The following is a 13,558-nucleotide window of genomic DNA, read 5'->3' on the forward strand; positions in this document are numbered from 1 at the left end:
CGATTGAGTGGGAAGAGCCTTTATTATAGGTCAGGCAACAAAGAGCACATGGGTGAAGCTCGTCAGTTGACGGGGCAGGTAATATTTGCTATAGTTCTTCTGTTAAATAATTCTATAATAGAACTATGTGATTGTCGAACAATCTATACAAGCCTCTGACAGGACGACAGGAAGGAGAAGTTAGGTTATGGATGAGAAAATATTAGCCGATGTTATTGTCCGGTATGAGAATGCCTCTTTTACCGTGAACCGCCGGATCAATGCCATGATTAAGGACGGGATGCCGGAGGGATTGACGCTGGAGCAGTATGGTACGCTGAAGTATCTGCAGGGCCATGACAGAAGTACATCCTCCGAGCTTGCGAGTATTTTTTGCGTCGGTAAAAGCTCGATTACCGCGATTATTACGCGCTTGTTCGATAAGCAGCTCATCACCAGGCAGCCGGACGATAAAGACCGCCGCGTCACGTATCTGTCTCTGACCGATAAAGGCGGGGCGGCCGTAGACGCCATGCATGACAAAATCAAAGAGATGCTGGGGACTGTTATTCAGCATTTTGACGAACACGAGGCCATCGCCTTTGTAGAGACATTCGAGAAACTGGCTCAAGTACTGGTTCAACCGGATGAGGGGGACATAGAGAAGAAATGAGAACCATATTGAAATTTAAATGGCTGGTGCTGGTACTTTGGATTGCCGTTGCGGCCGGGTTGTTCCTCACCGCACCGAACATGGAGAACCTGGTACGTGAGAAAGGGCAGATTACCGTACCGGATGGATACTCTTCTACTACCGCCTCCAAAATGATTGAAGAAATGAAGAAAGGTACAAAGGAAGTGGCGGGGGAAGAATCCTCTGTGCTCGTGTTTCATAGCGAGAACAAACTGACGGACGCCGAGCTGGCTGAGATTAAGCGGGGGACGGAGAAGCTTAAGAACGCCAAGGATTCGGCAGGCGTCACTACGGTGAATACGCATTTTGACAACAAAGAGCTGGAAAAGCAAATGGTGTCCGCGGACGGGAAAACAGTCCTTGTCCTGGTGAACACGACCCGGAATGACCGGGAGCCTAAAGAGGTCAGCGAGGCGCTGTACAAAGAGGTCTCTGACATTAAGGTGGAGCACTACTACACCGGCAACTGGCTCATTCAAGAGGATGTTATGGCGAGCTCGCAGGAAGGGCTCAAGAAAACGGAATTTATTACCGTATTTTTTATCCTTGGTATTTTGTTTGTGGTATTCCGCTCGGCAGTAGCTCCTTTCATTCCGCTGCTGACGGTAGGATTCAGCTACCTGGCTTCGCAGTCTGTTGTAGCTTTTCTCGTGGAATACGCGGGTTTCCCACTATCGAATTTTACCCAAATTTTCCTTGTCGCCGTATTGTTCGGCATCGGAACGGATTATTGTATTCTGCTGATCAGCCGGTTTAAGGAAGAATTGGCTCATCATCAAGGGGATACGACAGAAGCGATTGTCGCTACGTATAAAACAGCGGGTAAAACGGTATTTTTCTCCGGTCTTGCCGTACTGGTCGGTTTCGCATCCATCGGCTTATCTACGTTTGTCCTCTACCGCTCCGCGGTGGCGGTTGCCGTAGGCGTTGCGGTCATGCTGGTGGCGCTCAATACACTCGTGCCCTTCTTTATGTCCGTGCTCGGCAAGGCGATTTTCTGGCCCGCCAAGGGCTCGCTGGAGCACAAGCCAAGCCGCCTGTGGGGTTCGGTGGGCAATTTCTCGCTGAAGCGTCCGCTCTGGGCGCTGGCTATTCTGGCGGTTATTATCGTGCCGTTTCTGGTGGCGTATAAAGGAACTACATCTTTCAATTCGCTTGATGAAGTCGGAGACAAATACGATTCCGTCAAAGCGTTCAATATAATCTCCGAAAGCTTCGGACCAGGGGATTCACTACCTTCGACGGTCGTTGTGAAGACCGACAAGCCGCTCGACAATGCGGACGGACTGGCAGCAGCCGAGCAGGTGACGCGCGAGCTTGCCAAGGTCGACGGCGTCAAAAGCGTACGAAGCGTGACACGTCCGACCGGCGATGCGCTGGATGACCTGCAGGTCACGAAGCAGGCGCAGCAGCTCGAGGACGGAATCGGCAAGAGCGGCAGCGGTCTCGGCGAGATCGGTAAAGGCCTTGCCGAGGCAAGCAGCGCGCTCAGCGCCAATGCGCCGAAGCTGAATGAAGCCGCCAGCGGCGCGGGCAAGCTCGTCGAGGGCACGGATGCCCTCAAGGCGGGCGTCGTCCAGCTCGGCGACGGGCTGAAGCAGCTCGAGCAGGGGCTGCGCAGCGGCTCCGCCGGGGCGGGCGAACTGCGCTCGGGCCTCGCGCAGGCCAAAGCGAGCGCCGATCAGCTGGCGGCTGCAGCAAGCGAGCTGCTCGGCAGCTACAAGCAGATCGGCGGCGGTCTGAGCGACCTGTCCAAGGGATACGGGCAGGTCGCCGCGCAGGCATCCGGTCTCGCCCAAGGGCTGGAGGGCGTCGGCCAGGGCCTCAGCGGCCTCGCGCAGAAATATCCGGAGCTGCAGAATGACCCTGACTTCGCGAAGACGCAGGGTACGGTGACGCAGCTGCAGGCAGGGGCTGTGCAGCTCGGCGAAGGCCTCAAGCAGCTGAATCAGCAGCTTGCGGGTGCGGCGGGCGGTCTTCAGCAGGCGAACGCCGGCTTCGAGAAGGCCGCTGGCGGCCAGACTGCGCTGGCGCAAGGGCTCGGCGAGCTCGTGAACGGCATCGCCAAACTGCAGGCGGGCATCGACCAGGCCGCAAATGGCCAAGGCCAGATCGTCTCGAAGCTGCCTGCGATGACGAAGGGCTTCGACGAGCTGTCCGCCGGGCAGAAGGAGCTCCAGCAGGGCTTCGCGCAGGTCAATGGCCAACTGGGCGAATTGACGGGCGGGCTGCAGCAAAGCGCGGATGGTCTCTCCCAGGTGGAAGGCGGTTTGAAATCGGCTCAGGATTACTTGAACGAGCTGGCATCGGCCCCGAACAAGCAGCTTAGCGGCTGGTTCATTCCGAATGAAGCGCTGCAGAATGCGGATTTCCAGTCTGCGCTGGATGCTTACATGTCGGAAGACCGTAAGATTGCCAAGTTCGACGTCGTGTTCGAAGGCAATCCGTACGAGATCGAGACGATGGAGCAATCCGCCCAGCTGACGGCGGCAGTGGAGCGGGCCCTCAAAGGCACGGGCCTGGAAAATGCCACTTACGCGGTGGATGGCGTTACGAGCATGAACAACGATTTGCGTAATATCTCGGCAGCGGATTATTCTCGTACGGCGATTCTGATGATTATCGGGATTGCACTGATTCTGATCGTTCTGTTCCGCTCTATCGTGATGCCGATCTACCTGATCCTGTCACTATTATTGACCTTCTACACGTCGATGGCGATTACGGAAGTGATCTTCGTCCGTATGCTCGGCTATTCGGGCATCAGCTGGGCGGTGCCGTTCTTCGGCTTCGTGATGCTGATGGCGCTCGGTATCGACTACAGTATCTTCCTGATGGACCGTTTTAAAGAATACAAGCATTTATCTCCGCAGCAGGCTATTCTGGAAGCGATGAAGAACATGGGGACGGTCATTATGTCCGCAGCTCTTATTCTCGGGGGCACGTTCGCCGCAATGCTTCCTTCAGGTGTTATGTCCTTGCTGCAGATTGCCACCATCGTCTTGTGCGGACTGTTCATGTATGCACTAATCATGCTGCCGTTGTTTATTCCGGTTATGGTCCGCATGTTCGGGCCTGCGAACTTTTGGCCGTTTATGAGCAGTCGTGACCGCGAGAGCGGCGCAGGGGATCGTTCGGATTCTCACACACACGGAATGCATTAGTTATGTAAGCTAAAGAAGCGTCTTTCCCGGGTTGGGGAAGGCGCTTTTTTATTAATTATTGACGACTTATTGGTCCGTTTATTGATTCGTGAAAGTAAGAGCCGGTTGTCAGCTTGGAAAGAAGGCGGAAGAAATGCGGGAAGCGGAGCGGACAATTGCATCACGATCATAATATTCGATCAGGTAGAACCAGCACGAATCTCCCCCCATAATCTTATATTTTTTCATAAGGTATGTAGGAGCGCTCAGGTGATATGGGGAAAATTCTTTCATGTTATTTCTGTGCTCGATTCCGGTCTCCGTTATTTCCCTTCGGGTCGGATACTCCGCCAGCAGTTTGCCGAGCGGAAACTGCCGGTTATCGAGCTGCCGGGCCAGGTCGGCTGGGAGCGACAGCAGGTTCGCATAGACAATATTGTAAGATAACACACTGCCGGGCAAAGTTAAGCTCGAAAGGCGTCTGATGAATTGCCTGCCTGCCGGAAAAGCTTGCCGGACCTCCTCCGGAATACATTCCGGAGCTGCGCGGTCATGTTCATAAACGTGAATATTGACCTGATTACGAACGATAATCTCAATCGTGCGGGTTGTCGTTCCGTCCGTTTGTAACAGAAGGTCTGTAATTAAGCTCTGTTCCTGTTCGTTGTCCGTGTAGATTGTCATGACCCTCCTTTGATCTTTGTTTCTTACTATTGATTATATATAAAATAGTTAAATTTTCAAATTATTAGTAGTATCTGGAAGGATAATATTTACTTTTATTAATAGGAAAGCTGCCGTGAAAAGGCGCTCATGAAGTTTTATCCTGAGTTTTACAAGATTGAGCACTGAATGGATTAGATTATGAGGCATCCGCTTACTTTAAATGGAGATATTTTTTCTACGATTTATGTGGGGTATTACCGGGGGGGACTGTGGACAATGAACGTGCGGGTCTCTAATTTTTCAACAAATGTATTAACTCGTGTAAGGTTAATAATTGGGGTGTGTTTACACAATAAAGTATTATATTTTCCTGGAAATAACAATTTTATTCTGCATATGGGGGTAAAGAGAAGAGATGTGAAGTAAAGAAATATGGACCCTCCGGCGGGAGCGAACAAATTGAATATATTCGATGATTACGGTTCCAGCTGCAAAGGAATTCTGGATCATTTGTCTGATCTGTTATCCTCCGTGATGAAAATTTCAACTGTAACTATAACTGTAACCTATAATTGTAACTGCACCTGCACCCTCGTCCATAATCTAGCGATTGATGCGGCGAGAGGTAATCTCTTATGGTTCCTGAATGCCTGGAATTATTTCAACGCCTGATTGTCCGGACGCAGTCATGGCCCGGTCCCGGGAGAGGATCTGTTGCTTTTACACATGGTACTGGGCTTAATGCGGACATTTTCGAATCGCTTCTCATCATTTCGGGGATTAAAAATAAAGTGACCCGCAAGAGGGCCACTTTTGTTCAAGTGTCCTTCTTAGGGGTCACAGTTCAACCGGAGGAGCTGCTCTTGCAAGTATCCGGTAAAGAAAGGCTCCGTTCGCCAGGAGCAGGATTTCCGAGGTTCTTGCTGGCGCATTGAGCAGAGGCAAGTACAAATGAGTCGGGTCTATTGCACGAGCTTTAGTTTAGCCATAAGGGGCATTGTCCGCGCATCCATCCTACACGATTTCACGAAATTGGCTGCTATACAGGTCATAGTAGAATCCCCGGGCGTTCAGCAGCTCTTCGTGAGTCCCCCGCTCGATGATTCTCCCGCTGCTTAGGACCAGAATCAGATCCGCATCGCGGATCGTGCTGAGCCGGTGGGCGATGACGAAGCTGGTCCGTCCTCTCATCAGTACGCCCATCGCTTCCTGGATGTGCATCTCCGTGCGTGTATCTACGCTGCTTGTGGCCTCATCCAGGATGAGGATAGCCGGATCGGCGAGAATAGCTCTCGCGATCGTGATAAGCTGCCGCTGTCCATGGCTCAGGTTGCTCCCCTCGGCAGAGAGAACCGAGTCGTATCCCTGCGGCAGCTTGCGGATGAAGCCGTCCGCGTTAGCCAGCCTGGCGGCAGCTTCTACCTCTTCGTCGGTGGCGTCGAGCCGTCCGTACCGGATATTCTCGCGCAGCGTGTCGGAGAAGAGGTAGGCGTCCTGGAGGACGATGCCCAGCTGGCTGCGCAGGAAGCTTTTGTCCAGATGGCGGATATCCTCATCGTCGATAGAGATACTGCCCTGGTCAATGTCATAGAACCGGGTGAGCAGATTGACAATCGTGGTTTTGCCGGCTCCGGTCGGTCCCACTAATGCGACGGTATCCCCGGGATTTGCCGCGAAGGTCACATCAGAGAGAATAGGAGATTCCTTGTGATAGGAGAAGGAAACGTCCTTGAATTCGACTTTGCCCGCCAGCGGCTGTAACGGAGCCGGACCATTCGATGCTTTTCTGTTCTGCCCGTCAGCCGCCCACACGCTCTGTACTGCGGTCCGGCCGGCAGCAGGCTCTGAAATCTGCTTCGAACCCCCTCCCGTTAATTCGTTTGAGGCCGCTTCAGTGTCCGTGCCTGCTCCACTTTCTCCGCTCGTATATTCCGTCCCTTCATCCAGCACTTCAAAAACTCTTTCGGCTCCCGCAATTCCGGATTGGATCAGGTTGTATTGATTCGCCAATTCGTTGATGGGACGGGTAAATTGCCTGGAATAGTTGAGGAAGCTGACAATGATTCCGAGCGTTGTCCAGCCGTTGATGACCATCCAGCCTCCTATAGCCGCGATGAGAGCGAAGCTGAAGTTGTTCACGACGTTATTGAACGGACCGACCATGCCGGAATAAATCTGGGCTTGAGTACCCGCTTTGCGGAGCGCAGCATTGATCGTATTAAACTGGGCAGCCGCCTGTTCTTCCCGGCGGAGCACTTTAATGACTTTTTGACCGGATATGGTTTCTTCAATAAAGCCGTTCAGTTCCCCTAAGTTCTTCTGCTGGCTTTTAAAATGGTTCCGCGTCCGTCTGGAAATTTGACCCGTAAGGAAAATGATGAGCGGAATAGAAGCCAGGCTGACAAGTGTCAGCCATACATTCATCGCCAGCATGAAGGCCAGAGAGCCGATGATGGTAACCACGCTGGTCATCAGCTGAATCAGGCTCTGGTTCAGTGTATTGGATACATTCTCGATATCGTTCGTCGTCCGGCTCATAAGCTCCCCGTGCGTTCTGCTGTCAAAAAACTTAAGCGGCAGCTTCTGAAGATGGGTGAACAGGTCCTGCCGGAGGCTTCCTACGGTACGCTGCGTGACTCCGGCCATGACATAGGCCTGGAACCACAGCATGGCGCTGCTGAATACATAGAGGCCCAGCAGCAGGAAGCAGAGCTGGAGCAGTCCGGAGTAATCCCGGGGAATGATGTAGGCGTCTATGGCTCTGCCGAGCAGGTAGGGGGCGATTAAGCCCGCACCGGCACTTAGCACCGTTAGAATGATAACGGTAATCAGACCTTTACGCTGGCGGCCCAGATACCGGCTCAGCCGGCTGAGTGTCGCGCCCGTATTCTTGGGGCGGACTTTGGGCAGCACACGGGAGCCGCCGTGAGCCGCGCCGCGCCCGGGTCCGCCTCCCATAGCGTCTGCCGGGCTGCCGGACCCGGAGCGGCTGCGGTTAGTGTCATCCGCCATGAATAACTTCCTCCTTTCCCTGCTGGGATTTATAGATATCCCGGTACACGGTGCTGGAGCGCATCAACTCGGCATGGGTGCCTTGAGCCGCAATGTGTCCGTCTTCGAGCACGATGATGTTGTCCGCATCGATAACGGACGAGATGCGCTGCGCGATGAGCAGGCAGGTGCTGCGGCTCATCTGCTCTTTAAGCGCCTTCTGGATGCGCGCTTCCGTTGCCAGATCGACGGCGCTCGTGCTGTCGTCGAGAATGAGAATCGCCGGGCGTACAAGCAGGGCGCGCGCGATGGAGATGCGCTGCTTCTGGCCGCCCGACAGGTTGACGCCCCGCTGGCCGAGCAGCGTGTCGTAGCCGTCCGGAAGGCCCGCAATGAAGTCGTGGATCTCGGCCGCCCGGGCGGCCGATTCCATCTCCTCCTGCGAGGCATCCGGCCTGCCGTAACGGATGTTCTCGCGGATCGTCCCGCTGAACAGGATGGCCTGCTGCAGCACAATGCCGGTGCGGCTGCGCAGGTGCTCCAGCGCTATGTCCCTGACGTCGGTGCCGTCGATGAGAACCCGTCCCTCGGTCGGGTCATACAGGCGGGGAATCAGATGGACGAGTGAGGACTTGCCCGATCCCGTGGCTCCCAGAATAGCCAGTTTCTGCCCGGGCCGGGCGGTAAAGCTGACATCCCGGAGAGCCAGCTCGCCGCGGTCCTCGCCGTAGGCGAAGGAGACGCGGTCGAACACGACTTCTCCTGAATGAATTGCGCTCACAGAAGCATCCGCCTTGTCCGTAATTTCCGGTTCCGCTTCGAACACTTCATTGATCCGGTCGGCGGATGCTCTGGCTCGCGAGACGAACATCATCATCATGCCGACGGAAAGCAGCGAGGTGAGCACCTGTGTCACATAATTGAGAAAAGCGATCAAATCGCCTACCGGGAGGCTGCCGTTCCAATTCTCGGCACCGCCGTACCAGAGGACCGCGATCAGAATCACATTCATAATGAACGTCATGACCGGCATGTTGATGGCGAGGGTCCGGGCCGCTTTCAGCGCGATTTCGGTGTAGTCACGATTAGCTTTGCCGAAGCGGCTCTTCTCGAAAGAGGCACGGACGAAAGCTTTGACGACACGAATCCCGCTCAGATTCTCCTGGAGAACGGTGTTTACACCATCAAGCCGCTGCTGCACTTGTACGAACAGGGGCTGGGACAGCCGGATCAGGATGAATAAGACCAGGAACAGGACCGGAACAGATGCGGCGAGAATAAGTGCCAGCCTGGGACTGATGATGAAGGCCATAATAACGCCGCCAATCGCCAGAAAAGGGGCGCGTACGAGCACGCGCAGGGTCATCTGTACAAGGGTCTGAACCTGAACGACATCACCAGTCAGACGGGTAATGAGGGAGCCGGCTTTAAACCGGTCCAGGTTACGGAAGGAGAATGTCTGCATCTTGTGGAACAGGTCGGCCCGCAGATCGGTACCGAAGCTTTGCGAAGCCATGCTGGAGAAAATTGTGCAGCCTGCTCCGCCGATCAGCCCGATCAAGGCCACGCCGAGCATGAGGAGCCCGGTGCGCTGAATATAGGCAAGATCCCCGGATGCTACCCCGTGGTTGACAATATCGGCCATCAGTTTGGGCTGCAGCAGGTCCATGTAGACTTCAAGCAGCATCAGGAGTGGCGCCAGAAGTGCGGCCTTCCAGTAAGGCCTGATATAACGGCTGAGTTTAAACAGAGCGGTTCACCACCATTTAGTTAGTCGGCTATCTAGTCTAGGCTGTCATCTAATTCATTTAAATTATCATATACGTGCAGCAGAAAACGCCGGAATAGCAGCCTTTCTTCCAGTGTGAATTGTTCCAGGCTGACATTCTCGATCTTGGCGAGTGTTTTTTTGACGGCTTCGGTAGCTTGGTGGCCTTTTGACGTCAGGTATACCCTTGAGACCCGCATATCTTTGCTGTCTGCTCTGCGCTCCACGAGGCCAGTCTTCTCCATGCGGCTGATCATCACGGTAAGAGTTGCAGGCTTAACGCGCATCTGCCCGGCTAGTTCATTCTGACTCTGCCCGTCTTTCTCGGCCAGACGGATCAGCAGAGGAGGCTGGCCTGGAAAGACTTCATAGTCCTGCAGCTGATTATGTAAATGTCTGCGGTGAAGCTTGATCACCCGGGACATAATCTGCATCATAGAATCTGATTCATGGATATTCATAGACATTGCAGTCCTCCTTATTTAGTTAGTCGGCTAATGATTATTGTAAAACCAGCGTGGCCGGCAGTCAACGAGAAGTTGTGCAAAACAGCAAAACAGCAAAACAGCAGAACAGCCAACCGGGATTTCCGCGGCTGGCTGTTCTTAGTGAATGTGGTTGGAGTATTCCTCTGGTTTTGTATCGCGAGCAGATTTGGGCACGCGGTGCGGCGCCTGCATGAAGCGGTAAGAATCTAAACGATAGACTCCGTTCCTCTCTATTTAACCTGCCCGTTATCTTATCCCTTGCTTGCGGTCAATGCGTAAGTCTCAATCTCTTGCTGTTTGATCCGCATGTGCTCTACATGGGTGGAACCCCATTCATGCATCATTTTCAAAACAGGCTCAAGGGTTCTGCCATAAGGGGTCAAGGAATATTCGACTTTGGGCGGAACAATCGGATAGACGACACGCTGCACGATATCCTGGCTTTCCAGTTCGCGAAGCTGAGTGGTCAGCATTTTTTTGGTTATACCAGGCAGGGCATGTTGGAGTTCGCTGAACCGGTTCGTCCCGGTAAAGAGCAGATGGAGCAGAATTTTACACTTCCATTTGCCTACGATAATCTCCAGCGCCGGCTGAACCTGGCAAGATTCTGCATCGGATGACACGGGCATTCCCCCTTAGGTTTCTTTTAGGATACTTGGATACTTTAATGTGTCTACTTCCTTCAATTGCACCTTTATGTCATACTAACATAATTAGAATATTTTCTAAAACCTATCCCAACATTATGGAGGATTATCATGTCACAAGTTCTTTTTATCAAAGCTAACGACCGTCCGGCTGAACAAGCTGTCAGTGTTCAAATGTACGAAGCCTTTGTAAAGGCATATAGAGAGCAGAATCCGAACGATGAGATTATTGAACTGGATCTGTTCGAAGCGAACCTGCCGTACTTCGGTAATACGGCTATCACGGCTTTATACAAAATCAATCAGGGTTTTGACCTGACTGCCGAAGAGCAGCAAATGGCGGACACTGTGAATTCCTACTTGGATCAATTCCTGGCAGCGGATAAAGTTATGCTGGCATTCCCGCTATGGAACTATACAGCTCCGGCACCAGTGATCACGTATTTGTCCTACCTGGCCCAAGCCGGCAAAACGTTCAAATACACAGCTGAAGGCCCGGTCGGTCTTGCAGGCGACAAAAAAGTGGTTCTGCTAAGCGCCCGCGGCGGTGTTTATTCTACAGAGCCGATGAGCTCCTTTGAATCCGCAATCCGTTATGTGAAGGCGAATTTGGCTTTGTGGGGAATCAACCCTGAGGAAGTCATCATCGAATCCCATAACCAGTTCCCGGACCGTGCGGGTGAAATCGTTGAACAGGGCTTGGCTGCGACCGTTCAAGCGGCTGTCAAATTCTAAGAATTTGATTCCAGTCTGTTCGTAATACCTGTCCCAAAACCGTCCCTCTTCTTATAGGAGAGAGACGGTTTTTTGTGTTTTTCGGCCGGCTGCGCCTAATGGATCAGCTTGCTTTCCTTTGCCTTCTTGACAAGGTTCCTGCTGGCTGTATTGATGGTTTCCTTCAAAGCCAGACCGATTAAGAGTGTAATCCCCACATAGACGGCCATCATGAAGACATCGGAATACACGTTATCCCATAGAATGCCGCCGACGGCTTCGCGCATCAAATCGATCCCATAGGTGAAAGGGAGGTAAGGATGAATCGCTTGGAAAAACGGCGGTGTAACCTGGATCGGGAAGGTGCCGCCTGATCCGGCCAGCTGGAGCACGAGAAGTACAATGGCCAGCGCTTTGCCCACGTTACCGAATACCGACACGAGGGTATAGACAATGAGCATAAAGACGGCGCTGAGCAACATCCCGAAGCTGATGAACCCCAGTTTATCCGCCACATAGGCGCCTAGAATATAAATGTCCCCCAGTGTCACCATAAGCGACTGCAGAATTGCTAACGTAAGGAAGGTCAGGTAGCGGCCAAAGAACACCTGGTAGCTGCGGTAAACCGGCTCATGGACGTCCACGGTAAGCAGGGAGACGAGCAGCAGAGCTCCGACCCATAGCGATAAGGTCGTGAAGAAAGGCGACATAGCGGAGCCGTAGTTCGGGATAGGGAACAGTTTGTTTTCTTTTAACAAGACAGGCTCCGCGAAAAATTCGCTTTCTTTCTCGAAATTGTTTTTTAGCAGATCAATAATTTCAGCCAGGTTGCCCTCCTTCTCAAAAGAACGGATGCGTTCAGCCAGTCCTTTGACCTTGGCTTCCACCTCGGGCAGCTGGCTCTGGATCGCATGCAGCTCCCGGTCTCCGAGTGTCAGGCCCTTGGCGGCGTCCTGCAGGATCTTCGTCAGATCCGGGATGCTCTTATTCGCTTCGACCAGCACGTTATGGGCATTCCGGGCCGCAGTATTGGCTTGCTTCATCGCTTGCAGGATCTGCGGCTGAATCTGGCCTTCATACCGCTGGAGAATATCCCCGAGAAGGCTGTCAGCCTCCTCCGACAACCGGCTGAGGTTATCAACGAGCTCCTTGGCAGGCTGCTCTCCTTTATCGAGTCCTTCTGTGATTTGGTTGACCAACGTCAGCATCTGCTGGAAGCGATTCTTCGTCTGTTGGAGCTTCTCTATGACGGAAGTGAGCACCTGTGATCCGCCGGAGCTGTTGAGCTGCCCGAACAAAGAGGCCATCCGGTCTGCTGCCCCGACAGCAGATGTTAACCGCCCTGCAGTCCGGTCCAAGGCCGATTTAACGAGCGCAGGGTCAGCCGCGGCATCCTGCAGAATCCCCGTCAGCTCTTCCGCTGAAGCGGCGGTATGCCGAAGCAGGATCAGGTCCTGCTTGATATCCGGAGCCGCCGCTTTGACCGCCTCAGAGCTTCTGCTGAGATAATCCCCGAGCCGGCTCGTAAATTGCTCGCCGTCTTGGGCCAGCCGGGATACGATGGGGAGGTTGTCCTGCGCTTTGCGAATAATCTCATTAGTTTTCTTCACATCGGTGAGCGCTGTGGTTACGGCTGAATTCAATTCCGGGAAAATCGTTTCAAGCTTGAACACAAGAGTCCTTACTTTCTCGATCGTCGGCAGCTCATTTTCCAGCTCGATACCGACCTCATTAAAAATCCGAAAAATGGTTCCGTTCGCCACTTTGACAAAATTGCCGCTCACCTCTTCAATCACACTGGAGGCTCCTTTGGAGGTGATTTTGGGCGCCACCGCATTGATTTTCTCGTTCACGGTGTACAAAATCTCCGCTTTTTGCGGGTCATCCGTCAGCACAGTGGCGATTTTGGCCGAGAAGTCGGCTGGAATTACAAGGCTGGCGTAATAATCGCCGTGCTCAACTCCCCGGAGCGCAGCCTCTTGATCGACGAAGGTCCAGCCGATTTTGTGGTTCTTCTTCAGAGAAGTGACAATCTCCTCGCCCAAATTAATTGCTTGTCCGCGCAGATCGGCTGCCTGATCATTGTTTGCGACCGCTATGAGGACACCGCTTGTCTGTCCGTAAGGGTCCCAGGAGGCTTTAATATTAAACCAGGCATACAGCGAAGGAAGTAAAACAAGTCCGAGTATGACGACAGCTGCGGCCCAGTTGGTCACGATATTCCGTATGTCACGGCTATAAATGCTCCCGATGTTGTTCATGGCGTAGAATTCTCCTGTCTGGGTGGGAATGTCCTGTTAGTATGGCATGGCACTCTGCCAGGCATACCCAACACCCGCAGATACTCGAGGTGCCGAGGCGGCCGGCAAATGCAGAAAAAAGCGCACGGTCTATCTGTTCGTTCCAGATAGACTGTACGCTTTTTTATTAAAGAGAAGATTTTAATGCTGACACTGTACTGTACAGCA

General features: G+C 53.1%; 9 protein-coding genes. 3 read left to right on the forward strand and 6 right to left on the reverse strand.

The window, feature by feature from the left end:
* Nucleotides 1-187 precede the first annotated feature (187 nt).
* On the forward strand, nt 188-652 hold the full coding sequence (locus EDM21_RS19315) for a MarR family winged helix-turn-helix transcriptional regulator (RefSeq protein WP_157338085.1): 465 nt from the start codon (nt 188-190) through the stop codon (nt 650-652).
* Nucleotides 649-3,837, forward strand: coding sequence for an MMPL family transporter (locus EDM21_RS19320; protein ID WP_157338086.1), 3,189 nt, complete (start codon nt 649-651; stop codon nt 3,835-3,837). The genes EDM21_RS19315 and EDM21_RS19320 overlap by 4 nt, the downstream gene beginning before the upstream one ends.
* Nucleotides 3,838-3,945: 108 nt before the next feature.
* Here EDM21_RS19320 and EDM21_RS19325 read toward each other — a convergent pair whose 3' ends face one another.
* The 5 genes from EDM21_RS19325 to EDM21_RS19345 form a co-directional block, all read right to left on the reverse strand.
* Nucleotides 3,946-4,500 carry a chorismate pyruvate-lyase family protein gene (locus EDM21_RS19325; RefSeq protein WP_157338087.1) on the reverse strand — a complete coding sequence of 185 codons (555 nt, stop codon included), beginning with the start codon at nt 4,498-4,500 and terminating at the stop codon, nt 3,946-3,948.
* Nucleotides 4,501-5,496: 996 nt separating this feature from the next.
* Nucleotides 5,497-7,494 carry an ABC transporter ATP-binding protein gene (locus EDM21_RS19330; RefSeq protein ID WP_157338088.1) on the reverse strand — a complete coding sequence of 666 codons (1,998 nt, stop codon included), beginning with the start codon at nt 7,492-7,494 and terminating at the stop codon, nt 5,497-5,499.
* Entirely contained in the window at nt 7,484-9,160 is a 1,677-nt protein-coding gene (locus tag EDM21_RS19335) for an ABC transporter ATP-binding protein (protein ID WP_420850677.1), read from the reverse strand. Before EDM21_RS19335 ends, EDM21_RS19330 begins: the two co-directional genes overlap by 11 nt.
* Before the next feature lie 95 nt (nt 9,161-9,255).
* A complete protein-coding gene (locus EDM21_RS19340; RefSeq protein WP_420850678.1) occupies nt 9,256-9,708 on the reverse strand; it encodes a MarR family winged helix-turn-helix transcriptional regulator in 453 nt (150 codons plus the stop codon).
* A 272-nt stretch (nt 9,709-9,980) separates the two neighbouring features.
* Nucleotides 9,981-10,352 carry a winged helix-turn-helix transcriptional regulator gene (locus EDM21_RS19345; RefSeq protein WP_338044023.1) on the reverse strand — a complete coding sequence of 124 codons (372 nt, stop codon included), beginning with the start codon at nt 10,350-10,352 and terminating at the stop codon, nt 9,981-9,983.
* Nucleotides 10,353-10,487: 135 nt separating this feature from the next.
* Between EDM21_RS19345 and EDM21_RS19350 the strand changes: the two genes are divergently transcribed.
* Complete coding sequence (locus EDM21_RS19350) at nt 10,488-11,111, forward strand: FMN-dependent NADH-azoreductase (protein ID WP_157338090.1); 624 nt, start codon at nt 10,488-10,490, stop codon at nt 11,109-11,111.
* Between the two features lie 95 nt (nt 11,112-11,206).
* Here EDM21_RS19350 and EDM21_RS19355 read toward each other — a convergent pair whose 3' ends face one another.
* A complete protein-coding gene (locus EDM21_RS19355; RefSeq protein ID WP_157338091.1) occupies nt 11,207-13,351 on the reverse strand; it encodes a YhgE/Pip domain-containing protein in 2,145 nt (714 codons plus the stop codon).
* Nucleotides 13,352-13,558: the final 207 nt, after the last annotated feature.

The organism is Paenibacillus lutrae (genome assembly GCF_009757775.1).
Lineage (GTDB): Bacteria > Bacillota > Bacilli > Paenibacillales > NBRC-103111 > Paenibacillus_F > Paenibacillus_F lutrae.

Excerpts from the sequence above, each read along its gene's own strand:
- EDM21_RS19320 (WP_157338086.1), top strand. The coding sequence starts at position 649 with ATGAGAACCATATTGAAATTTAAATGGCTGGTGCTGGTACTTTGGATT.
- EDM21_RS19340 (WP_420850678.1), bottom strand. The coding sequence starts at position 9,708 with ATGTCTATGAATATCCATGAATCAGATTCTATGATGCAGATTATGTCC.
- EDM21_RS19350 (WP_157338090.1), top strand. The coding sequence starts at position 10,488 with ATGTCACAAGTTCTTTTTATCAAAGCTAACGACCGTCCGGCTGAACAA.
- EDM21_RS19355 (WP_157338091.1), bottom strand. The coding sequence starts at position 13,351 with ATGAACAACATCGGGAGCATTTATAGCCGTGACATACGGAATATCGTG.
- EDM21_RS19325 (WP_157338087.1), bottom strand. The coding sequence starts at position 4,500 with ATGACAATCTACACGGACAACGAACAGGAACAGAGCTTAATTACAGAC.
- EDM21_RS19315 (WP_157338085.1), top strand. The coding sequence starts at position 188 with ATGGATGAGAAAATATTAGCCGATGTTATTGTCCGGTATGAGAATGCC.
- EDM21_RS19335 (WP_420850677.1), bottom strand. The coding sequence starts at position 9,160 with ATGCTGCTTGAAGTCTACATGGACCTGCTGCAGCCCAAACTGATGGCC.
- EDM21_RS19330 (WP_157338088.1), bottom strand. The coding sequence starts at position 7,494 with ATGGCGGATGACACTAACCGCAGCCGCTCCGGGTCCGGCAGCCCGGCA.